At 65.7% G+C, this 20,068-nt stretch carries 18 protein-coding genes; 9 read left to right on the top strand and 9 right to left on the bottom strand.

Going from position 1 to position 20,068, the window contains the following annotated elements; translation table 11 throughout:
* Positions 1-93: 93 nt before the first annotated feature.
* Together CH271_RS16980 and ptsP are read right to left on the bottom strand one after the other, a co-directional pair.
* Positions 94-1,365: a uracil-xanthine permease family protein gene (locus CH271_RS16980; protein WP_179274657.1), complete on the bottom strand. Its 1,272-nt coding sequence runs from the start codon at positions 1,363-1,365 to the stop codon at positions 94-96.
* A gap of 21 nt (positions 1,366-1,386) precedes the next feature.
* A complete protein-coding gene (gene ptsP, locus CH271_RS16975) occupies positions 1,387-3,117 on the bottom strand; it encodes a phosphoenolpyruvate--protein phosphotransferase (RefSeq protein ID WP_094634288.1) in 1,731 nt (576 codons plus the stop codon).
* A 172-nt stretch (positions 3,118-3,289) separates the two neighbouring features.
* Here ptsP and CH271_RS16970 point away from each other — a divergent pair, with 172 nt between their 5' ends.
* Genes CH271_RS16970 through CH271_RS16955 form a run of 4 tightly spaced genes read left to right on the top strand, consistent with a single transcriptional unit; the run spans position 3,290 to position 7,430 of the window.
* The gene (locus tag CH271_RS16970) at positions 3,290-4,057 is read left to right on the top strand and encodes a DeoR/GlpR family DNA-binding transcription regulator (protein ID WP_094634287.1); all 768 of its coding nucleotides are present in this window, start codon (positions 3,290-3,292) and stop codon (positions 4,055-4,057) included.
* On the top strand, positions 4,054-5,064 hold the full coding sequence (locus tag CH271_RS16965; protein WP_094634286.1) for a 1-phosphofructokinase family hexose kinase: 1,011 nt from the start codon (positions 4,054-4,056) through the stop codon (positions 5,062-5,064). Before CH271_RS16970 ends, CH271_RS16965 begins: the two co-directional genes overlap by 4 nt.
* Before the next feature lie 9 nt (positions 5,065-5,073).
* The gene (locus CH271_RS16960; RefSeq protein WP_094634285.1) at positions 5,074-7,131 is read left to right on the top strand and encodes a PTS fructose transporter subunit IIABC; all 2,058 of its coding nucleotides are present in this window, start codon (positions 5,074-5,076) and stop codon (positions 7,129-7,131) included.
* Between the two features lie 41 nt (positions 7,132-7,172).
* On the top strand, positions 7,173-7,430 hold the full coding sequence (locus tag CH271_RS16955; protein WP_032377711.1) for an HPr family phosphocarrier protein: 258 nt from the start codon (positions 7,173-7,175) through the stop codon (positions 7,428-7,430).
* Here CH271_RS16955 and CH271_RS16950 read toward each other — a convergent pair.
* The 5 genes from CH271_RS16950 to CH271_RS16930 form a co-directional block, all read right to left on the bottom strand.
* Complete coding sequence (locus CH271_RS16950) at positions 7,427-8,518, bottom strand: hypothetical protein (RefSeq protein ID WP_094634284.1); 1,092 nt, start codon at positions 8,516-8,518, stop codon at positions 7,427-7,429. The two genes, CH271_RS16955 and CH271_RS16950, sit on opposite strands and share 4 nt — an antisense overlap.
* A gap of 5 nt (positions 8,519-8,523) precedes the next feature.
* Positions 8,524-10,074: a GTPase HflX gene (gene hflX, locus CH271_RS16945; RefSeq protein ID WP_094634283.1), complete on the bottom strand. Its 1,551-nt coding sequence runs from the start codon at positions 10,072-10,074 to the stop codon at positions 8,524-8,526.
* A 79-nt stretch (positions 10,075-10,153) separates the two neighbouring features.
* Positions 10,154-11,023, bottom strand: coding sequence for a diaminopimelate epimerase (gene dapF / locus CH271_RS16940; protein WP_094634282.1), 870 nt, complete (start codon positions 11,021-11,023; stop codon positions 10,154-10,156).
* A 24-nt stretch (positions 11,024-11,047) separates the two neighbouring features.
* Positions 11,048-11,977: a tRNA (adenosine(37)-N6)-dimethylallyltransferase MiaA gene (gene miaA / locus CH271_RS16935; RefSeq protein ID WP_037189517.1), complete on the bottom strand. Its 930-nt coding sequence runs from the start codon at positions 11,975-11,977 to the stop codon at positions 11,048-11,050.
* On the bottom strand, positions 11,970-12,692 hold the full coding sequence (locus CH271_RS16930) for a class III extradiol dioxygenase subunit B-like domain-containing protein (protein ID WP_094634564.1): 723 nt from the start codon (positions 12,690-12,692) through the stop codon (positions 11,970-11,972). Before CH271_RS16930 ends, miaA begins: the two co-directional genes overlap by 8 nt.
* Before the next feature lie 151 nt (positions 12,693-12,843).
* On the opposite strand from CH271_RS16930, the gene CH271_RS16925 reads away from it, so the two are divergent.
* Positions 12,844-14,331 (top strand): DUF349 domain-containing protein, encoded by a 1,488-nt coding sequence (locus CH271_RS16925; protein WP_256986430.1) that lies wholly within the window; start codon positions 12,844-12,846, stop codon positions 14,329-14,331.
* A gap of 73 nt (positions 14,332-14,404) precedes the next feature.
* Here the strand turns inward: CH271_RS16925 and CH271_RS16920 are convergent, their stop codons facing one another.
* Both CH271_RS16920 and miaB read right to left on the bottom strand, forming a co-directional pair.
* A complete protein-coding gene (locus tag CH271_RS16920) occupies positions 14,405-14,992 on the bottom strand; it encodes an Rv2732c family membrane protein (RefSeq protein WP_037190114.1) in 588 nt (195 codons plus the stop codon).
* Positions 14,989-16,524 (bottom strand): tRNA (N6-isopentenyl adenosine(37)-C2)-methylthiotransferase MiaB, encoded by a 1,536-nt coding sequence (gene miaB / locus CH271_RS16915; RefSeq protein WP_094634562.1) that lies wholly within the window; start codon positions 16,522-16,524, stop codon positions 14,989-14,991. Before miaB ends, CH271_RS16920 begins: the two co-directional genes overlap by 4 nt.
* Before the next feature lie 264 nt (positions 16,525-16,788).
* Between miaB and CH271_RS16910 the strand changes: the two genes are divergently transcribed.
* From CH271_RS16910 to CH271_RS16895, 4 genes are all read left to right on the top strand, one after another.
* Positions 16,789-17,517: an amino acid ABC transporter ATP-binding protein gene (locus CH271_RS16910; RefSeq protein WP_170944851.1), complete on the top strand. Its 729-nt coding sequence runs from the start codon at positions 16,789-16,791 to the stop codon at positions 17,515-17,517.
* A 52-nt stretch (positions 17,518-17,569) separates the two neighbouring features.
* Positions 17,570-18,403 carry a glutamate ABC transporter substrate-binding protein gene (locus tag CH271_RS16905; protein ID WP_094634280.1) on the top strand — a complete coding sequence of 278 codons (834 nt, stop codon included), beginning with the start codon at positions 17,570-17,572 and terminating at the stop codon, positions 18,401-18,403.
* Positions 18,404-18,488: 85 nt separating this feature from the next.
* Positions 18,489-19,166: an amino acid ABC transporter permease gene (locus CH271_RS16900; protein WP_032377154.1), complete on the top strand. Its 678-nt coding sequence runs from the start codon at positions 18,489-18,491 to the stop codon at positions 19,164-19,166.
* Positions 19,166-20,038, top strand: coding sequence for an amino acid ABC transporter permease (locus CH271_RS16895; protein ID WP_094634279.1), 873 nt, complete (start codon positions 19,166-19,168; stop codon positions 20,036-20,038). The genes CH271_RS16900 and CH271_RS16895 overlap by 1 nt, the downstream gene beginning before the upstream one ends.
* The last annotated feature ends 30 nt before the right edge of the window (positions 20,039-20,068 follow it).

Here is a 20,068-nt window from a genome sequence, read left to right as displayed (position 1 = left end):
GTCGCCGGTACGACTGACGTCACAGGCAAACACTACGTCCGCGGTGTCGAGGCGGTCGATGACCAAAACGCGCGCGATCCGTGACCGACCCCGCTAACGACCTCGTTTGCCTGCACTCCTCGCGAGCGCCGAGACGATCGGGTAGCCGACGAGGATGCCGACCGAACCCCACGCGATACCGCCGAGCTCGACCGATCCGACAGCCAGTGTCAGGTCACCGATGCCGGCGACGAGCGCCGCAGCGACCACCATGAGATTGACCGGATCGGTGAAGTCGACCTTCGCGTCGGTCCAGATACGAACGCCCAGTAGCCCGATGAGTCCGTACAGCACCAGGGTTGCTCCCCCGATGACGCCGTCGGGCACGGTGAAGATCAGGGCTCCGAACTTGGGCGAGAACGCGAGCACTATCGCAGTGATGGCCGCGACCCAGTACGCGGCCGTCGAATAGACGCGGGTGGCGGCCATGACCCCGATGTTCTCGGCGTACGTGGTGGTGCCCGAGCCACCGGCGGCTCCGGCCAGGGTGGTCGCCAACCCGTCGGCGATCAGTGCGTCACCGGCCACGTCGTCGAGGTTCTTGCCGGTCATCGCCGCGACGGCCTTGACGTGTCCGACGTTCTCGGCGACCAGGACGATCACCACCGGTAGCGCCACCAGGATCACCGACAGCTCGAACGACGGTCCACGGAACTCGGGCAGGCCGATCCAGCTCGCCGCGCTCAGCGCGTCGAGGCGTGGTTGCGCGATTCCGCCGGTGACAGCGGCGAACACCCAACCGACGACGACACCGACCAGAATTCCCAGTCGCCCGAGCAGTCCGGGTCCGATCGCCGTGGCCAACAGGATGGCGACCAGCGTGACTGCGGCGATGAGCGGCTGCGCCTCGAACGACGTCGTCGCGGCCGGGGCCAGATTCAACCCGATCAAGACGACCACGGCACCGGTCACCACGGGCGGCATGGCGGCGTCGAGTACGCGCCGACCGGCGATCTTGACCATGACGCCGATGGCCGCGAGCACGAGACCGACGCACAGAACGGCACCGAGCTGCGCGGCCGGGCCGTTCGCCTGGGTGGCACCGAGCGGAGCCAGGAATGCGAAGGACGATCCGAGGTAGCTCGGCACCCGCCCCCGGGTGATGATCAGGAACAGCACCGTTCCGATGCCCGAGAACAGCAGTGTCGTCGACACCGGGAAGCCGGTGATCGTCGGAACGAGCAACGTGGCACCGAACATGGCGACGACGTGCTGCATCCCGATGCCGACGGTGCGCGGCCACGTCAATCGCTCGTCCGGTGCCACCACCGCTCCGGCCTCGACGGTCTTTCCGTTTCCGTGCAGCGTCCAACCCAGATTTCTCATGATGGGAAAAAGACTATTGCGTCAGCCGAGGATCGCGCTCACTGCCTCACGGGCAGCGGCGGTGCTGTCCGTTTTCAGCGCGGCGGCGGCCGCTTCCTTGCACTGAGCAAGCGTGACCGTGGCCAATTTGGAACCCACATGCGCGACGGCGGCCGACGCTGCAGACAGAGAGGTGATGCCGAGCCCGACCAACACACAGGCCAGCAGTGGATCGGCAGCGGCCTCGCCGCAGACTCCGACCGGCTTGCCTGCCTTGGCACCCGCGGCAGCGGTGTGGGCCACCAGTGCCAGCACGGCCGGCTGCCACGGATCGGTGAGACCGGCGAGCTGTGCAGACATGCGGTCGGCGGCCATCGTGTACTGCGCCAGGTCGTTGGTGCCGATGGACAGGAAGTCCACGTGCTCGAGGATGTGCTCGGCGAGGAGCGCGGCTGCGGGCACCTCGATCATGACGCCGGGCGTCAGTCCTCGTTCACGGACGTCGGCGGCGAAATCCTTCGCCTCCAGCGCGGTTGCGATCATCGGAGCCATCACCCACGGGGAGGAATCGGTCGCCTTCGCGGCTGCTGTGATGCCGTCGAGTTGGCGGTACAGAATCCCGCGGTCGGCCTCGGCGATACGGATGCCGCGAATGCCGAGGGCCGGATTGGCCTCGTCGGGATGGGTGGCGAACCTCAGCGGCTTGTCCGAGCCGGCGTCGAGAGTCCGCACGACGACCTTCTTGCCTGCGAACGCGTCGAGTACCTGGGCATAGATCTCGGCCTGCTCGTCGACGGTGGGTTCGGAGTCGCGGTCGAGGAAGCACAGTTCGGTACGAAACAGTCCGACGCCGTCCGCTGCGCTGGACCGCGCTGCGCGAGCACCGGCACCGTCCTGGACGTTGGCGAGAATGTCGACTGCATGGCCGTCGGCGGTGGTACCGGGACCGACCCACTGCGATACCCGGTCGAGCTCGTCGCGGGCAGACACGACGGCAGCGCGGGCCGAGTCGGCATCGGGTTCGAGGTCGATGCGGCCGCTGGTTCCGTCGACCGATGCGTTCGTACCGGCAGCGATGTCGTCGAGCCCTGCCACGGCGACGATGCACGGGATGCCGAGCTTGCGGGCGATGATCGCGGTGTGGCTGGTCGGACCTCCGAGCGAGGTCGCCAGTCCGACGATCAGGGTGGGGTCGAGGCCCGCGGTGTCGGCCGGCGCAAGGTCGTCCGCGAACAGGATCGACGGTGCGTCCGGCACGGGAACACCGGGCTCCGGTACACCCAGGATCTCGGCGATGACGCGGTCGCGGATGTCGCGTAGGTCTGTCACTCGCTCGGCCATCAGACCGCCGAGCTGGGTGAACATGGCAGCGAATTTTTCGGTGGCCGCAGCGGTTGCGGTGACGGCAGAACTGCCCTTGGCGATCGAGGAGCGAGCGGCACCGAGCCACCCGCGATCGGTTGCCATCGCGGCGTTGGCGGACAGAACCTCCGAAGCAGCGCCGGTCGCGAGTTCTGCTCGGCCGCGCAATCGGGTGGCGACGGCGTTTGCCGCGGCATCGAACACAGCCTTCTCCGACTCCCGATCGGCCTCGGCAACCTCGCCGGTATCGGCGGGAATGGACGGACGGGCACCGGGACGAATGACGGGACCGTATCCGACACCGGGCACGACGGGCGTGCCGCGCAGTGTCGTCTGCGCTGATCCGGTCCCGGCAGCGTCGACTGTCTTGTCTGCGTGTCCGGTCGACGCGGTGCTAACCGATCCCGTCATGTGGTCCTCCTCGAATCCTGCGTGAACAAAAGGTCATCGCATCTGTTCTGCGAGCTGTGGCGCACTCAATTGCTTGCCTGTGTTGTGACCGAGATTACTCCAAAGCCTTGACATGTCAACACACACGGGCGTAAAACAACATAAAGCAACATCAACCGGGAAGGAGACGCAGGTGTACGCCGAAGAACGACAGCACGCGATTGCCGAACTGATCAGTACGCACGGCCGCGTCTCCGTCAACGATCTGTCCGCCACGTACGGCGTCACCACCGAAACCGTGCGGCGCGACCTCGCCACTCTCGACCGAATGGGAGTCGTCCGTCGCGTCCACGGTGGAGCAGTACCCGCATCCGCACTGACCACACTCGAGCCCGGCGTCTCTGAGCGAGAGTTCACCCGCGCGGATCAGAAGGACGCGATCGCAGCCGCGGCGTTGTCCTTCCTGCCTCCCATCGGCGGTAGCGCCGTGTTCGATGCCGGCACCACAACGGGCAGGCTCGCCGGTTTGCTTCCCCACGATCGTGAGCTGACGTTGGTGACGAACTCGGTCCCGATCGCCGCTCGCGCCGCGACGATGTCGAACGTCAGCCTGCGATTGCTCGGCGGGCGTGTACGCGGTACCACCCAGGCCGCCGTCGGCGACGAAGCTCTGAGCGCCCTCGAATGGCTCCGCGTGGACGTGGCGTTCATCGGCACCAATGCCATCAGCGTCGGACACGGATTGTCCACACCCGACAGTGACGAGGCAGCTGTCAAACGTGCCATGGTCGAAGCGGCCAACCATGTTGTGGTGCTCGCAGATTCGTCGAAGATCGGACGCGAGCATCTGGTGAGCTTCGCCCGAGTTGGATCCATCGACGTCATCGTCACCGACAGCGACATCTCGACAAACGACCGTAAGAATCTCAGCGACAAAGGAATCGAGGTGGTGATCGCATGATGGTCACACTCACGGCCAACCCGAGCATGGACCGCACGGTCACACTCGACGCACCGCTCGTCCGCGGTGGAGTACACCGCGCATCGACGTCGGCCACCGATCCGGGCGGCAAGGGCGTCAACGTCGCTCGCGTCCTCGGTGGATCGGGAGTCGAGGCGTTGGCCGTTCTCCCTGCCAACGTCGGCGACCCCCTGCTCGACGCGATGGCCGCGAAGGGAGTGCGGTATTCCGCGGTTCCGACGTCGGGGCCGGCACGGACCAACATCACGGTGAGCGAGGTCGGTGGCACCACCACCAAGATCAACGAGCCCGGTGCGACGGTGTCGGAACAGACCCGCGCCGAGCTGCGGGAGCGAATCCTTTCTCTCGCAGTCGATGCCGAATGGGTGGTGCTCTCCGGTTCGCTTCCGCCCGGTCTGCCCCTCGACTGGTACGCCGAGCTCGTCGTTGCACTGCGGGCCACCTCTGCGAAGGTCGCCGTCGACACCTCCGACGAGCCGCTCCTCGCTCTCGCGGCGGCGTTCCCGGCATCTGCTCCGGACTTGATAAAACCCAATTCCGAGGAACTTGCCCAACTGACCGGCTACGATTCCGAGGAGCTGGAAAGCGCTGCAGCACAGGGTGACCCCACTGCCGCAATCGCCGCCAGCACAATCCTTCTCGGCCGAGGCGTCGGCGCGGTACTGGCCACTCTCGGCAGTGCCGGAGCCGTACTGGTCACCGAGGACGGTTCCTGGTACGCCAGCCCGCCCCCGATCACCGCGGTCAGCACGGTCGGCGCAGGCGATTCCTCGCTCGCCGGCTACATCCTCGCCGATGCCGAGAACTGCTCCGACGCAGACAAACTTCGCCGCGCCGTCGCCTACGGAACGGCAGCCACCGCGCTTCCAGGCACCACGCTTCCACTGCCCGAGCAGACCCACCCGAATTCGGTGACGGTCCGTGCGCTCGACATCCCCACGTCCGTCACCCCATCCACGCTCTCCCCTTCTTCGAATCGTCTCTAGGAGTCTGCAATGTCCACCCCCACCGAAGATCAGCAGATCATCGCCGAGGATCTGATCCTCCTCGACGCCGATCTCGGCGAATCCAAGGAAGCCGTCATCGAACGCCTCGCAGGCGTTCTGGCTTCCGCGGGTCGCGCAACCGAGACCGATGCTCTGCGCGACGCCGCTCTGGCCCGCGAAGCGCAGTCGGCAACAGGCCTGCCCGGCGGCATCGCCATCCCGCACTGCCGCTCCGAAGCGGTCACGAGCGCTTCGCTCGGCTTCGCCCGCCTGAACCCCAAGGTCGATTTCGGTGCCCCCGACGGCCCCGCCGACCTCGTCTTCCTCATCGCAGCGCCGGCCGGTGCCGGTTCGGCCCACATGAAGCTGCTCTCGAGCCTGGCGCGCGCACTGGTCAAGCCGGAGTTCGTCACCTCGCTGCGCAACGCGTCCTCGGCAGCCGAGATCGTCTCGCTCGTCGACGGCGTCATCAACCCCGCTGCAAAGCCCGCCGCGGCGGCTCCGGCAGCAGCAGCCCCTGTGTCCACCGCCAAGCACAGCGCTGCCGCCACCCCGGCCGAGGCGTCGGCGTCGACTGCCCCCAAGCACATCGTCGCAGTCACCGCCTGCCCCACCGGAATTGCGCACACCTACATGGCTGCCGACTCGCTCGTCGCCGCAGGCGAGCGCGCCGGAGTCACCGTTCACGTCGAGACCCAGGGCTCGAGCGGCAGCACGCCGCTGGACCCCTCGATCATCGCCGGAGCCGAAGCAGTCATCTTCGCCACCGACGTGGGCGTCAAGGGCCGCGAGCGTTTCGCCGGCAAGCCCGTGATCTCCTCCGGCGTCAAGCGCGCCATCAACGAGCCCGACGTCATGCTCACCGAAGCCCTGCGCGCTGCACTGAACCCGGACGCCGCTCGCGTCGGAGGTACCGCAGTGGCCGCCGGCTCGAACGACTCCGCAGGTGAACTCGGCTGGGGCACTCGCATCCGCCAGATCCTGCTCACCGGCGTCAGCTACATGATCCCGTTCGTCGCTGCCGGTGGTCTGCTGATCGCTCTCGGCTTCCTGCTCGGCGGATACGAGATCTCCGGAGTTGCCGAGGACATCGTCGTCAACAACTCCATCACCTCGCTGCCCGAAGGTGGAATCGCCGCCTACCTCGGTGCCGTGCTCTTCCAGATCGGCGCGCTGTCCTTCAGCTTCCTGGTGCCCGCACTGGCCGGCTACATCTCCTACGCCATTGCCGACAGACCGGGTCTGGCACCAGGATTCACCGCAGGAGCGGTGGCCGTACTCGTGGGTGCAGGCTTCATCGGCGGTCTCGTCGGTGGTCTGATCGCCGGCTTCGTCGCACTCTGGATCAGCAAGTGGAAGATCCCCGCAGTTCTGCGCGGCCTCATGCCGGTCGTCATCATTCCGCTGTTCGCCACACTCATCGTCGGCGCAATCATGTTCCTGCTGCTCGGCAAGCCACTCGCCGCGATCACCAGTGGACTCACCGACTGGCTCAACGGCCTCAGCGGTTCCTCGGTCATCATCCTCGGCATCATTCTCGGCCTGATGATGTGCTTCGACCTCGGCGGACCGGTCAACAAGGCAGCCTACGCATTCGCAACGGCGGGCCTGTCGGTCACCGACACCGCATCGCTCCGCATCATGGCAGCGGTCATGGCCGCAGGAATGGTGCCGCCACTGGCCATGGCACTCGCCTCGACCGTTCGCGCACGCCTGTTCACCGAAGCCGAGCGCGAGAACGGCAAGGCTGCATGGTTCCTGGGAGCTGCATTCATCTCCGAGGGCGCAATCCCGTTCGCCGCGGCCGATCCGTTCCGCGTCATCCCCTCGATGATGGCCGGCGGCGCCGTGACCGGCGCGATGATCATGGCGTTCGACGTCACCCTCAGCGCACCCCACGGCGGTATCTTCGTGTTCTTCGCGATCGGCAACATCCTGTGGTTCGTCCTTTCGCTGGCAGCGGGCACCATCGTCTCCGCGTTCCTGGTCGTCTCGGCCAAGCAGTTCGTCAAGGGTAAGAACGCCCCGTCGGACGCCGAACTCGATCCCGCACTCGCCACCGTCTGACACTCGCTACGATCGCAACAACCCCACTACGAAGGAGCACCATGCCCAGCACCACAGTCGCCGTCGGATCCTCGATCGGTCTGCACGCCCGCCCCGCAGCACTGATCGCCGACGCCGTCGCCGAAGCCGGAGTAGACGTCACCCTCGCAGTGGCCGACTCGGAGCCGGTGGATGCAGGTTCGGCCCTGATGATCATGACGCTCGGAGCCACCAAGGGCACCGAAGTCACGGTCACCAGCGACGACCAGGCAGCACTCGACAAGGTGGTCGCACTCGTCGAAGCAGACTTGGACGCCTAACGAGAACGCATCGATCGCCGGACGGTGAATCCCACCGCTCCGACGATCAGCACCACCCCGGCAGCGACGGCCGCTCGGAATCCCCATTCCGAGTAGTCCGTCGCTGTCGGCGTCTGCGCCGGCTGTTCGGGAACGACGGTCGGCGATACCGGAACCACGGCAACGGGTTCGGGGGCGGACATATCGAGTGCTACCGCGTCGGGGATCCTCAGAATGGGCGGAAGCGCAGCCTCTGTGGGGCCGAATCCTGCCTCGGATGCGATCAGCAAGGAACCGTCGTCGGTGAACACCATTGCCTCGCCCTGCGGCTGATCGGGCAGTGGCACCACGGCACGAGACGCTGTCGGATCGACCAATGCCGATGCGATGTCCCCGTCCGACGGGCGGAACAGGTAGGCGTCGGTGTAGGTGCGCACTGCGGCGACGGTGCCGTCGGCGCTCACCGCTCCCCCGGTCGCCAGGATCGAGCCGACCACGAACGGCGGCCCACCGACCGTGTCCGTTGCGGTGAACGCCAGATTTCCGACCTTGCGCATCGGCGTCGGCCCGGGGCTGTCCAGATCGGCGACGGACTCGTCGCCGGCAGGTACGTACACCCCGCTCACGCCCGAGAGCTCCTTGGTGACGATCACCGGCCTACCACCGGGCTCGATCAGTATCGTCTCAGCGTCGTGCGGGCCGTCGGGGTAGGTCAGTCGGTACAGCTCGCCCGCACCCGATGCCGGGTCCATCCGCGTCAGTGCCACTGTGTCGCGGCGCATCTGATTGTCGCCGATGTCGGCCAACCACAGCGAGCCGTCGTACGAAGTCAGGTCCTCCACGTCGTACGGGTCGACGGGAACGTCGATCCATCGCTCGACGGCGCAGTCGGCACCGAGCACAGCGACCCGATCATCGGCTCCGCTGTCTCCGATTGCGTAGAGGACCTCGTCGATCGAGGTCAGCCCCGACAACTCGGCAAGGCCAGGATCGGTTGGTCGACAGTACGTTTCGGTCTCGATCGGCGCAGCGAAGGCAGTTCCCGAGAACGCGATCGTCGTAGCGACCGCAGCCGCGGCCGCTCCGCACACCACCAGCCGTGGCCCCACCGAGTTCAGACGCTGGGAACGGTCGCCGTGAACTCGACGAGCGCTGCCGCAAGCGATTGCGGCACACGAGCTTCCACGCGCGTGCCCTCTTCCTCATGGGTCGATTTCACGATCCGGCCGTCGGTGTGGATTCGCGCGACCAGATCACCACGCGTGTAGGGCACGAGGACGTCGACCAGCACGTCCGGCTCGGAGAGGATCTCGGCCAAGTGATCGCGCAGGGCGTCGATGCCCTCGCCGGTCTTGGCCGAGACGAACCGCGCGCCGTCGAGCAGTCCGCGCAGCTGGGTCAGCTGCACCGGATCGGCAGCGTCGATCTTGTTGACCACCAACAACTCCGGCGGCATCTTCGCATCCTGCTCGCGAACCACCTCGGTGATCACCTCGCGCACGGCCTTGATCTGATCGATAGGAAGAGGATCCGATCCGTCGACCACGTGCAGCAGTAGATCTGCATCGGTGACTTCCTCGAGCGTCGAGCGGAACGCTTCGACCAACTGAGTCGGCAGATGCCGAACGAAGCCGACGGTGTCGGTCAGCACGATCTCGCGGCCGTCTTCGAGCGTCGACTTGCGCGTGGTGGGATCGAGGGTGGCGAACAATGCGTTCTGAACCAACACACCGGATCCGGTCAGCGCATTCAACAGACTCGACTTGCCTGCGTTCGTGTATCCCACGATCGCGATGGACGGCACCGTACCGCTCAGGCGCTGTTCGCGTTTGGTGTCGCGGGCCTGCTTCATGCCCTTGATCTCGCGGCGCAGCTTAGCCATTCGCTCACGGATGCGTCGACGGTCGGTCTCGATCTTCGTCTCACCCGGTCCGCGCAGACCCACACCACCGTTGCTGCCTGCGCGTCCACCGGCCTGCCGCGACATGGATTCGCCCCAGCCGCGAAGCCTGGGCAACATGTATTCCATCTGCGCGAAGGCGACCTGCGCCTTGCCTTCTCGCGAGGTCGCGTGCTGGGCGAAGATGTCGAGGATCAGCGCGGTGCGGTCGATGACCTTGACCTTGACCACCTTCTCCAGCGCATTGAGCTGAGCAGGCGTCAGTTCACCGTCGCAGATCACCGTGTCGGCACCGGTCGCGAGGACGATGTCGCGTACCTCCTTGGCCTTACCGGAACCGATGTACGTCGCGGCATCGGGCTTGTCGCGTCGCTGCATCAGCGCTTCGAGTACCTCCGAGCCGGCGGTCTCGGCCAGAGCAGCCAGTTCGGTCATGCTGGACTCGGCCTGCGCGGCCGTGCCGGTGGTCCAGACTCCGACCAACACGACGCGTTCGAGGCGCAACTGCCGGTACTCGACCTCGGTGACGTCGGTGAGCTCGGTGGACAGTCCGGCCACTCGACGTAGCGCGGTGCGGTCTTCGAGCTGCATGTCGCCGGAGGATGGCGAGTTCTCGTCGTTCAGCGGAGACCGAGCCAGTCGCCTCGACCACGCGTCGGACTCTTCGCGAGTCCAGGCGGATTCGGTATCGGGAGCACCGTCGACCTCGTCGCGACTGTCGTCGACCGGTTCGCCCGCAGGGGATGTTTCATGTGAGGTCGTCATACGAGCTCCATGATCCACGAAAACCCCAGCGTATGCACGCGGGTTTCGGTCCACGCCGAGACCGAGGTCCGTGCGATCGTCAGGACTGCGCCTTCAGCCACCGGTCGTCGATCTCACCGCGGGCCAGCAGCACCGATGGTCCGCGCAGGGTGGCGCCGACGTGATCGATGTTCACACGTACCCGACCGCCGAGCACACCGACACTCACCTCACCGGTCTCGAGGCCCTCGAAGGACAGCGCGGCCGCGGCCGCCGCCACGGTTCCGGTGCCACACGATCGCGTCTCCCCGACACCGCGCTCGAACACGCGCATCTCGACGCCGCCGTCGTCGAGCCTGGTCAGGATCTCGACGTTTGCACCGTGGGGAAAGAACTCGGAGTCCAGTGTCGGCGGCGCGGACAAGTCGAGAGCGCGGAGAGATTCGCGCGTCAACGCACCGTCGACACAGGCCAGATGAGGATTCCCGACGTCGATTCCGACGCCCTCGTACGTTCCGCCTGCAAGCGTCACCGAGCTCGAGCCCATCAGCGTGACGTCGCCCATCGCCACGGTGACATCGGCGTCGGTGTCGTCGAACGAGTGGACGGTCACAGCGCGTGCGCCGGCCCGTGAACCCACCACGAACTGGTCGCGTTGTTCGAGATCGTGCACCCGAAGGTAGTGCGCGAACACACGGACACCGTTACCGCACATCTCGGCAATGGTGCCGTCGCCGTTGCGGTAGTCCATGAACCAGTCGTCGGGCTCGACACCCGACGGAATTCGATCGAGTACGCCTGCATCTCGGAGCACACCGGCCCGCGCGACGCGCAGAATGCCGTCGGCACCGAGACCCTGGCGTCGATCGCACAACACCGAGACCGCCGACCTGGTGAGTTCGAGCTCGGCTGCCGGATCCGGCAGTACGACGAAGTCGTTCTGAGTTCCGTGGCCTTTGGCGAATTCCATGGCCGCGAGTCTACGTGGGCTCGACTACGAGGGGTCGATCGCGGACAGGGCGTCCGACATCAGCGTGGGCGAGGTGCCGTCGAGCCAACGGACGCGTTCGTCGCGGCGAAACCACGATCGTTGGCGTCGCACGTAGCGTCTGGTTCCGATGAACGTCCGTTCGCGAGCGAACTCGACGTCGTACTCCCCCGCCAGCACATCGAGAGCCTGCGCGTACCCGATCGCGCGCGACGCGGTGACGCCCTCACGCAGTCCCAGGGCGAGCAGCCCGTCCACCTCGTCGAGCAGTCCGGTCTCGAACATCAGCCGAGTGCGCTCGGCGATCCGCTCGTCCAGTTCGACGGTGTCGCGATCGACACCCAATATCACTGTGCCCCAACGCGGTTCACCGATCTTCGGTGCCGACGCCGCGAACGGTTGCCCCGTCAGCTCCACCACCTCCAGCGCGCGGACCATGCGACGACCGTCGGTGGGCAGAATGGACGCGGCGGCTTCGGGGTCGGCCGCCGTCAACGCGCGATGGATCTCCTCGACACCGTCGCGTTCGAGGACTGCTTCCCATTTCGCTCGGACGACGGGGTCGGTGGCCGGAAATGCCCACTCGTCGAGCAGCGATTGCACGTACATCATCGATCCGCCGACGACGATCGGTCGCAATCCGCGCGATCTGATGTCCTCGACGTCGGCGACCGCAGCTTCTTGATACCGCGCGACGGTCGCGATGTCGGTGACCTCGAGCACATCGAGTTGATGGTGCGGAATTCCTCGCCGCTCCGCGACGGGCAGTTTCGCGGTGCCGATGTCCATCCCCCGGTACTGCTGCATCGCGTCGATGTTGACGATTTCGCCGCCGAATTCCTCGGCCAGATCGAGAGCCAGATCGGATTTTCCCGTGGCCGTCGGCCCGATGATCGCGATCGGAGTCGTGGCACGATCGCTCGCCCCGTCAGTCACGAGACCAGGTCCCCACGAAGTATCCGACCCCGAAGGGCGCACCGCGGTAGAGCTCGGTCGTCGTGGTCGCACCGGTTCCGGCGAGCGCTGCCAGCACCTGCCACGCCGCTCGGCCGCCGACACCGAGCGATGCGCACAGGTCCACATCCAGACCCGCCAGAGTATCGACGTCGGCCGTCGCGAGGGCATCGTCGATGCTGCGCTGGAGCTCCTCCGCGCGCTCGTCGAACGATCCGGGGGCCTTCGGAGTCAGGGTGTTCGCCCCGTCTGCCAGCACCAGAACGCCCCAGCTCTCCGCCGATGCGTCGAGCTCTCGGCGCAGCTCCTCGCCGAACTCGGCGCACCACCCGGTACTCGCATCGGCCGGGATCGTGCGGACCTCGACCGCATCGTCGGGCGCAGCCACTCCTCGTAGCCACCCGGCGATCAGAACGGCCAGCGGCAGATCCGGGTCTGCTGCAGTCCGCGCTGTGCCGCCCGACAGTCCCACCACCACGTCGACTCCGAAGCCCCGCAACGTGCCGATCGTGCCCTCGCCGTACGTGGAGGACGTGCGATCGACGCCGACTGCCATCCAGCGGTCGACCGTCGACGCCAGGTGTGTCGTCGCGCCGACGGCGGCGGTCCGAAGATCGGCTGTTTCGGCCGCCCTCGCGCCCATCAATTCGGGGACCAGCAACGGTGGAGAGGGCACCAGGGCCGCGACACGAAACACGAGCACCACGCTAGTCGGTGACGCGACTTGGCCGGACGAGTCCACCTCGAGTCGTCTGAGCTGTTTCAATGGTCCGATCGGTCGTCACCTAGTTCAATGGTGTCCAGATCGCGATTGAGGCAGCCGTGACGCGCGGCAGAGATGAGGAACAATGACCGACCCGAACGCCGGCACCCCCACCACCCCCGAGGCTGCACCCTCGGACGCACCCGCCCAGAACCCCGGTGCCACCGCGCCCGATGCGGTGAGCCACGGCGGACCAAGGCCCGGAGGTGGACCCAAGCCGGGCGGTGGACCGAAGCCAGGTGGTGGACCCAAGCCCGGCGGCCCTGGTGCAGGCGCTCCGCGTCCCGGTGGTTCGGCCGGTGCCAAACCTCACCCGACCCCCTCCCACGTCCCCACCGCGATCCCGACGGTCGCCCCGGCGAGTGATCCCAGCAAGTTCGGCCGAGTCGACGACGACGGCACCGCGTGGGTGACCAGCTCCGACGGCGAACGGCAGATCGGGTCCTGGCAGGCCGGAGACGCAGCGGAAGGACTCGCGCATTTCGGTCGGCGCTACGACGATCTGGCCACCGAGGTCGGTCTGCTCGAAGCCCGATTGACCTCCGGTACGGGCGATGCCAAGAAGACCAAGGCCGCAGCGTCCGCACTCCTCGAGAGCCTGCCCACTGCGGCGGTGATCGGCGACCTCGATCTGCTCGCCAGGCGACTCGACGCGGTCGTCGAGCACTCGGACGCTGCAGCAGCGGTGGCCAAGCACGAGAAGGAGCTCGAACGCGCCGAGCACACTGCACGCAAGGAAGCACTTGCAGTCGAAGCCGAGCAGATCGGCAGCGAATCGACCCAGTGGAAGCACGCGGGAGATCGACTGCGCGAAATCCTCGACGAGTGGAAGACGATCCGCGGGGTCGACCGCAAGATCGACGACGCTCTGTGGAAGCGCTACTCCAAGGCACGGGAGAACTTCAACCGTCGCCGCGGCGCACACTTCGCCGATCTCGATCGTGAGCGCGGTGCGGCCAAGACCCGCAAGGAAGAACTGGTCGAGCGGGCCAAAGCCTTGTCGTCGTCCACGGATTGGGGTCCCACCGCAGCCGCGTTCCGCGATCTACTGGTGGAGTGGAAGGCATCCGGTCGCGCCCCACGCGATGCCGACGACGCTCTGTGGAAGAACTTCAAGGCCGCGCAGGACGTGTTCTTCGCTGCCCGCAACGCTGCGGCGTCCGAGCGGGACGCCGAGTTCGAGTCCAACGCCGAGGCCAAGGAAGCCCTGCTGGCCAAGACTCACATCGATCCGAGCAAGGACCTCGATGCTGCTCGTTCGGCACTGCGCGACCTGCAGGACAAGTGGGATGCCATCGGCAAGGTTCCGCGCGAGAAGATGCAGGAACTCGAAGGCAAGCTGAGGGCGATCGAGAAGTCCGTCCACGACGCGGTGGAGTCGCAGTGGCGTCGTTCCGACCCCGAGGCCGTCGCCCGCGCCGCGCAGTTCCGCGAGCGGGTGGCTCAGTTCGAGGATCAGGCCGCGAAGGCGACTGCAGCAGGCAAGACAAAGGACGCCGAGCGTGCGCTTGCACAGGCGCAGCAGTGGCGCGAGTGGGCCGACGCAGCCGAGAGCGCCGTCGACGAGTTGTGATTCGCCGGTCGCGCTCGATTCGGCCGGAGTCGTTTCGCTGACTCCACTCCTGGCCGGGGGCGGCCGTTCGGGCCTACGGGGCCGAGTGGCCGTCCCACAGCCGCAACTTCTGCTCACCCGACGCGGCGGCGATGCGCCGCTGCTCCTGAGCGGCGAGCTGGGCGTTCGTCTTGTTCCACACGGCCTTGAGCCAGTGGAACGTCAGTGCGATGACGGCGATCCACGCGATGATCAGGCCGATCCCCGGTCCGGCACCTTGCAGGTTGTCCGGCACGGTCTGCCGCGTCCAGATCGAGAACATTCCGTACACCGACGACACCGCACACCCAGCGAGGGCGGCCCAGGCCAGCGCCCATATACGGGTGACGAGCGCGAGCACCGACATCACCACGCCGAACGTCAGCACCAGCATCACGAAGACGCGCGACGGCAGCGCGATGGATTCCGCTACTGCGGCATCGCTGCCCGTGAGCACGTCGAACCCGCTGGCCGATCCGGTGTGCGGCAACGCGAACGTGACCAGCAGGACCAGCACCAGCCCGGCCACGACCATGGCCCGGGCTCCCGGGTCCAGCTCGGTCATCACCGCTCTTTCCGTTCGTCCGAGTTCCTCTGCGGATCGAGAGGGTACGACGCGATCGGGTCCGTCTGTGTTGGTCATGCGGTGCATCCTGTCTCTACCGGTAGCGGCGCCGGTGCGCCGATCGAGGGAAGTCCGAGGCCGACGCCGATCGGTGCCGTCTTGGGCATCACTCCGCGTTCGTGGGCGTCTCCAGCTGCCGTACGGCGATGGGTGAGCACGCCGGCATCGGCGATGAGGTGGTACGGAGCGGCGGCCGTCAGCGTGGTCGTGACGACGTCACCCGGGCGAATCCCGCTCGCCCTGTCGGCGTCGACGGCGAAGTGTACGAGTCGACCGTCCCGTGCTCGGCCGCTCATCCGATGCGTTGCCGCGTTCTTCCGGCCTTCACCGGTGGCGACGAGCAGTTCGACCTCGGTACCGATCAGCGCCTGGTTGGCAGCGAGAACGATCTCTTCCTGCAACGCGATCAGGCGTAGATACCGTTCCTGCACAACCTCTTTGGGTACCTGGTCGGGCATGTCGGCGGCCGGGGTGCCCGGACGCTTGGAGTACTGGAAGGTGTAGGCGTTGGCGAACTCGGCCCGGCGCACCACATCGAGGGTCTGCTGGAAATCCTCTTCGGTCTCACCCGGAAAACCGACGATGATGTCGGTGGTGACAGCCGCGTGGGGCATGGCCTCGCGGACCTTGTCGATGATGCCCATGAACTTGCTCTGCCGGTAGGACCTGCGCATCGCCTTGAGGATTCGGTCCGATCCGGACTGCAGCGGCATGTGCAGGGTGGGGCAGATGTTCGGGGTCGACGCCATCGCCTCGATGACGTCGTCGGTGAACTCGGCCGGGTGCGGAGACGTGAAGCGCACGCGCTCGAGCCCTTCGATCGAACCGCATGCGGTCAGCAGCGAGGCGAACGCGCCGCGATCACGGGGCATGTCCGGATCGGCGAACGAGGCACCGTATGCATTGACGTTCTGGCCGAGCAGCGTCACCTCGAGCACGCCCTGATCCACCAATGCCTGTACCTCGGCCAGGATGTCGCCCGGCCTGCGGTCGATTTCCTTGCCGCGCAGGGCCGGAACGATACAGAACGTGCAGGTGTTGTTGCAGCCCACCGAGATCGACACCCAACCCGCGTATGTCGATTCTCGTTTCGCGGGCAGGGTGGACGGGAAGGCCTCGAGGGATTCGAGAATCTCGACCTGCGCCTGTTCGTTGTGTCGGGCGCGCTCGAGCAGTACCGGCAGCGACCCGATGTTGTGGGTACCGAAGACGACGTCGACCCACGGTGCCTTCTCCACGACGGTGTTGCGGTCCTTCTGCGCCAGGCAACCGCCCACGGCGATCTGCATGTTGGGGTTCCGCGTTTTCGCAGGCCGCAACATACCGAGGTTGCCGTACAGCTTGTTGTCGGCGTTCTCGCGCACCGCGCACGTGTTGAACACGACCAGATCTGCGTCGGTCCCTGCGTCCGCAGGAACGTAGCCGGCTTCCTCGAGCAACCCGGACAACCGCTCCGAATCGTGGACGTTCATCTGGCAACCGTGCGTACGCACCTCGTAGCTGCGGGGACTCGTCGCCGACCCGTCGGTGAACGGTACGGGCTCGGACACCCCGTGCTCGGTCACGTCCACGGTCGGAAAAACACTCGTTTGCACCCCTCCAGGGTACGTCCATCGCACCGACCGACACGCCGGGGTCGAGAGCCCCACCGGAGACTGTCCAGGGCCGATGCAGACCGTCAGTAAAGTTTCCATTACATAATCGAAGATGACGGGCGAAAACACCGGTCAGCGAGGAAACTACGCATAGGGTTTCGATCTATGACGCACGCCACCGACGCGCCGGCATCGACACCCCCGCCGGGCGCACCCTCGATGATCTCGCTCAAATCCGTCGACAAACATTTCGGTGATCTGCACGTCCTCAAGGACATCAACCTGGAAGTGCCGGCCGGACAGGTCGTCATCGTCGTTGGTCCTTCCGGATCGGGCAAGTCGACCCTGTGCCGGACGATCAACCGGTTGGAGCCGATCGACTCCGGTGCCATCGAAGTCGACGGAGACCTGCTCCCCGCCGAGGGCAAGGCCCTGGCCGCACTGCGTGCCGACGTGGGCATGGTGTTCCAGTCGTTCAACCTGTTCGCGCACAAGACCATTCTGCAGAACGTCATGCTCGCGCCGATGAAGGTGCGCAAGCAGAAGAAGGACGAGGCAGAGAAGAGCGCCCTGGCACTCCTCGAGCGCGTGGGCATCGCCAACCAGGCAGACAAGTATCCCGCTCAGCTGTCCGGTGGTCAGCAGCAGCGTGTCGCCATCGCACGATCACTCGCCATGAATCCCAAGGTGATGCTCTTCGACGAGCCCACCTCGGCACTCGACCCCGAAATGGTCAACGAGGTACTCGACGTGATGACCTCGCTCGCCAAGGAGGGCATGACGATGCTCGTCGTCACCCACGAGATGGGCTTCGCCCGCAAGGCAGGCGACCGCGTCATCTTCATGGCCGACGGAGCCGTCGTCGAGGACACCGATCCGGAGACGTTCTTCAAATCCCCCAAGTCCGAGCGAGCCAAGGACTTCCTGGGCAAGATCCTCGGCCACTGACCCGATTCACCGCTCGTCCCCGCACGCACGACTCAACCGAAGGACATCCACTGTGAGAATCACCCGACCGCTTCGCTTCGGTGTCGCCATCGCCGCTCTCTCCATCGTCGCCACTGCCTGCGGCGGCGGCGAGGAAGCACGCACCATCTCGACCAGCGCCGAATCCGGCAACCTCATCGTCGGCATCAAGTTCGACCAGCCCGGCCTCGGTCTCCGTAATCCGGACGGCACGTTCAGCGGATTCGACGTCGAGGTGGCCAAGTACGTCGCCGGCAAGCTCGGTGTCGACGAGGCCAACATCGAATTCAAGGAGTCTCCCTCGGCTCAGCGCGAGACCCTGATCGAAAACGGTGAGGTCGACTACATCGTCGCCACCTACTCGATCACCGACACCCGCAAGGAGAAGGTCGGCTTCGCCGGCCCGTACTTCGTCGCAGGACAATCGCTGCTCGTACGAGAAGACAACACCGACATCACCGGTGCCGATTCGCTCAACGACGGCAAGCGACTGTGCTCGGTCACCGGCTCCACCCCGGCCCAGAACATCGCCGACGAGTACCCGGGCGTCCAGCTCCAGCCGTTCGACACCTACTCCGCCTGCGTCGAGGCACTGCGCAACGGCACCGTCGACGCCGTCACCACGGACGACATCATCCTCGCGGGCTACGCCGCACAGTCACCCGGACAGTTCAAGGTGGTCGGTGAGCCGTTCACCACCGAGAACTACGGCATCGGCCTGAACAAGGACGACACCGACGGACGCAACCAGATCAACGACGCCATCGAAGAGATGGTCTCGAGCGGTGCCTGGGAGCAGGCGTTCAACGACACCGTGGGCGCATCGGGCTACCCGCTGCCGACCCCGCCCACCGTCGACCGCTACTGATCGACCCTGTCGTCGTGTTCCGCGTGCGCGTGCACGCGGAACACGACGGTTCGATCTCGCCGAGCCGTGAGGATCAACAAGCACCGTGAACCTATTGAGCAAGTACGGCGATCAATTGATCGACGCGTTCCTCTCGACCATCTACCTGACGTTGGCCTCCCTCGTCGGCGCGCTGGTCATCGGAACGATCATTGCCGCGATGCGGGTGTCTCCCATCCCGATCGCACGTGGCATAGCCGCGACGTACGTCACCATCTTTCGTAACACCCCGTTGACCCTGATCATCCTGTTCACCTCGTTCGGCCTCTACCAGACCATGGGTGTCTCCCTCGCGTCGGAGTCGTCGTCGACATTCCTCGACGACAACAACTTTCGCTTGGCGATCCTCGGTCTGAGTGTCTACACCGCGTCGTTCGTCGCCGAATCTCTACGGTCGGGAATCAACACCGTCCCGGTCGGGCAGGCCGAAGCGGGCCGATCGCTGGGCATGACGTTCACCCAGAACATCTCCATAGTCGTTCTCCCACAAGCATTCCGAGCCGTGGTAGGACCTCTCGGCAGCGTCGTGATCGCGCTGACCAAGAACACGACCATCGCGTCGGTCATCGGCGTCGCCGAGGCGTCGTTCCTGATGAAGAACATGATCGAGAACGAGGCCGCGATCTTCGTGGTCGGCGGCATCTTCGCGCTCGGTTTCATGATCCTGACGCTCCCGACCGGGTTGCTGTTCGGCTACATCAGCAAGCGATTGGCGGTGTCATGATGAGTGATGCAGTAGCAGTTCTGTACGACGTTCCAGGCCCGAAAGCGGTGCTGCGGTACCGCATCCTGACCGTGGTCGTTGCAGTCGTCTCACTGGGAATCGCGTTTCTGATCTACCGGGCACTGGACTCCAAGGGGCAGTTGACCGCGGAGAAGTGGGATCCGTTCCTCGAATCGACCACGTGGACAACGTATCTGTTGCCCGGCATTCAGGGCACGCTGGTGGCAGCGGCCCTGTCGATCGTCTTCGCCCTGATTCTCGGTGCCGTACTCGGTATCGGCAGGTTGTCCGATCACCGGGTGGTACGGATGATCAGCGGCGCATTCGTCGAGGTGTTCCGCGCAGTTCCGGTTCTGATCTTGATGATCTTCCTGTACGCGGTGTACGCCGATTACGAGGTCTTCAAGGTCAAGTACTTGGCCTTGGCTGCAGTGGTCACTGGCCTGACGCTGTACAACGGTTCCGTCATCGCAGAGATCGTGCGTGCCGGTGTCAATTCGTTGCCCAAGGGTCAGCGGGAAGCAGCATCGGCTCTCGGAATGCGCAAGAGCCAGGTCATGTTGCTGGTTCTGCTCCCCCAGGCCGTCACCGCGATGTTGCCTGCGATCATCTCGCAGATGGTGGTCGCGCTGAAGGACTCGGCGTTGGGCTACGTGATCGGTTACGTCGAAGTGGTGCGCTCGGGTCAACAGGTCGGTGCGTTCTACAGCAACTACCTGCCGTCGCTGATCATCGTCGCCGTGATCATGATCATCATCAACTCTGGGTTGACGAAGCTTGCCACCGTGGTCGAACGTCGCCTGCGTTCTCGTAAGCGCAAGGCGGGGGCGACTGCTGTTGTGCCGGCTCTCGACGGTGGTCAGGCAGCCTGACCTCGCGTCGGCGGCAACTGAGTAAGCCCT

The sequence above is a fragment of the Rhodococcus sp. 05-340-2 genome (genome assembly GCF_002258915.1).
In the GTDB taxonomy this organism is placed as follows: domain Bacteria; phylum Actinomycetota; class Actinomycetes; order Mycobacteriales; family Mycobacteriaceae; genus Rhodococcoides.
This window is presented reverse-complemented; position numbering and strand designations above follow the sequence as displayed.

Excerpts from the sequence above, each read along its gene's own strand:
- ptsP (WP_094634288.1), bottom strand. The coding sequence starts at position 3,117 with ATGACGGGATCGGTTAGCACCGCGTCGACCGGACACGCAGACAAGACA.
- CH271_RS16980 (WP_179274657.1), bottom strand. The coding sequence starts at position 1,365 with ATGAGAAATCTGGGTTGGACGCTGCACGGAAACGGAAAGACCGTCGAG.
- hflX (WP_094634283.1), bottom strand. The coding sequence starts at position 10,074 with ATGACGACCTCACATGAAACATCCCCTGCGGGCGAACCGGTCGACGAC.
- dapF (WP_094634282.1), bottom strand. The coding sequence starts at position 11,023 with ATGGAATTCGCCAAAGGCCACGGAACTCAGAACGACTTCGTCGTACTG.
- CH271_RS16960 (WP_094634285.1), top strand. The coding sequence starts at position 5,074 with ATGTCCACCCCCACCGAAGATCAGCAGATCATCGCCGAGGATCTGATC.
- CH271_RS16925 (WP_256986430.1), top strand. The coding sequence starts at position 12,844 with ATGACCGACCCGAACGCCGGCACCCCCACCACCCCCGAGGCTGCACCC.
- CH271_RS16955 (WP_032377711.1), top strand. The coding sequence starts at position 7,173 with ATGCCCAGCACCACAGTCGCCGTCGGATCCTCGATCGGTCTGCACGCC.
- CH271_RS16910 (WP_170944851.1), top strand. The coding sequence starts at position 16,789 with ATGATCTCGCTCAAATCCGTCGACAAACATTTCGGTGATCTGCACGTC.
- CH271_RS16920 (WP_037190114.1), bottom strand. The coding sequence starts at position 14,992 with ATGACCAACACAGACGGACCCGATCGCGTCGTACCCTCTCGATCCGCA.
- CH271_RS16895 (WP_094634279.1), top strand. The coding sequence starts at position 19,166 with ATGAGTGATGCAGTAGCAGTTCTGTACGACGTTCCAGGCCCGAAAGCG.
- CH271_RS16965 (WP_094634286.1), top strand. The coding sequence starts at position 4,054 with ATGATGGTCACACTCACGGCCAACCCGAGCATGGACCGCACGGTCACA.